The organism is Acinetobacter sp. 226-1 (assembly GCF_030329325.1).
Lineage (GTDB): Bacteria > Pseudomonadota > Gammaproteobacteria > Pseudomonadales > Moraxellaceae > Acinetobacter > Acinetobacter sichuanensis.
In genome coordinates, this window is record NZ_JACANU010000052.1 from 1 (window position 1) to 1286 (window position 1286).

Below are 1286 nucleotides of genomic sequence, written 5' to 3' on the forward strand. Positions count from 1 at the left end.
TCCATATCCCCTAAATAACCCTGTGCCCTTGTATGCCTCCCATTACTCCAGATCCCACCTTCAACCTCGATTAAAACCTTAGTCCCTAAAATATAAAAATCTGCTCTCCACTTCCGCTCAGGATTAAACTGAAACTCGGTCTGGAACTCGATCTTGTACGACTTCAAATGCTGAGCGAGTTTAGCCTCACCCTCACTAACAACTCGCTCCTTCTTCACAACAACACGGCGCTTGGTACGCCGTGGTTTTCCAGATAGTTTTTTATACTCAGCAGTTGAAATGCTGCTCATAATTTACTACTCAAAATCAGCTCATATGCACCAGCCTGTACCCATCCCTCCCAACCTCCAAAGTTGATTAAAATAAAATCCCCCCTCACACCCAAAACTTCACGGAGTGGTGCATCAGGCAAAGTATCAACTCGCACAAGATCGCCTATCTTGAATTGGTTATTCATTCCCATCTCGCTTAATCAAAGTAAAGCACCCAAAGTTTCCAATAAACTTTTGTCCACTATTATCCATTGCTACGACTACAAGATTTTTAATATATGTCACAGTGAGCGTACTCGCTGGCTGTTGCCATGCTTCAACGTCATGCATCACGCTATCACCTATACGAAATGGGTTATTCATGACTTAACACCTTATTTAACAAACCACGCACCCGATCCAACTCCTCCACACTATGCGCAGTACCGCCACCATTAATATCTAAATAGAATTGCAGTAAATCTTTGCGATATTGGAAGTCATACATTTGAATAATTAGAGTGTGCTCTCGTAGTAAAACACGCTTTGGTAAAGTGCTAAATGAAAGACCAAAAGGCTTTATTTCACCTGCTATAAATTTTCGAATAGCTGTTAAACGCTGCAATCCATCAATACAAACCATTTGATCAAGTAAATCGCTATCAGATTTTGGTTTTTCTCGCCATGATGGACAATTCATTCGGATCGTTAAACCATCATTTCCAACCAATCTGCGTAAAACATTTTCCACAAAATGAACCTGTTGATGTTCTGCCCAGACGTGTCCTCGTTGAAAATCAGGGTTTAAGTCTATACCGTGCTGAATATTCTCTTCCTCACCCTTAAGCCAATTTTCTAAATATAAAAATCCATAATTAATTGAGCGGATTGGGCGATCAACAGGTTTGATAATGCTGTGGAACTCATCTATAGATAAGCTTTCATAGTTGTTTATTGCTGTCATGCCGCGACTCCCTGATTTCGAAGTAACTTTGCTTGTTTGAAGTACAGATAGTCAGAAACATTGTTAAAAGC

The 1286-nt window shown here is 40.4% G+C and carries 4 protein-coding genes; all 4 read right to left on the reverse strand.

Features of this window, described 5'->3' with window-relative positions:
* Nucleotides 1-290: PDDEXK family nuclease (locus HX124_RS18025; protein WP_286418744.1), on the reverse strand; the 290-nt coding region annotated here is incomplete at its 3' end.
* The gene (locus HX124_RS18030; protein ID WP_286383989.1) at nucleotides 287-457 is read right to left on the reverse strand and encodes a hypothetical protein; all 171 of its coding nucleotides are present in this window, start codon (nucleotides 455-457) and stop codon (nucleotides 287-289) included. The genes HX124_RS18030 and HX124_RS18025, both read right to left, overlap by 4 nt.
* Complete coding sequence (locus tag HX124_RS18035) at nucleotides 450-635, reverse strand: hypothetical protein (RefSeq protein WP_286383988.1); 186 nt, start codon at nucleotides 633-635, stop codon at nucleotides 450-452. Before HX124_RS18035 ends, HX124_RS18030 begins: the two co-directional genes overlap by 8 nt.
* The gene (locus HX124_RS18040) at nucleotides 628-1215 is read right to left on the reverse strand and encodes a DUF262 domain-containing protein (RefSeq protein WP_286383987.1); all 588 of its coding nucleotides are present in this window, start codon (nucleotides 1213-1215) and stop codon (nucleotides 628-630) included. The genes HX124_RS18035 and HX124_RS18040 overlap by 8 nt, the downstream gene beginning before the upstream one ends.
* Nucleotides 1216-1286 lie beyond the last annotated feature (71 nt).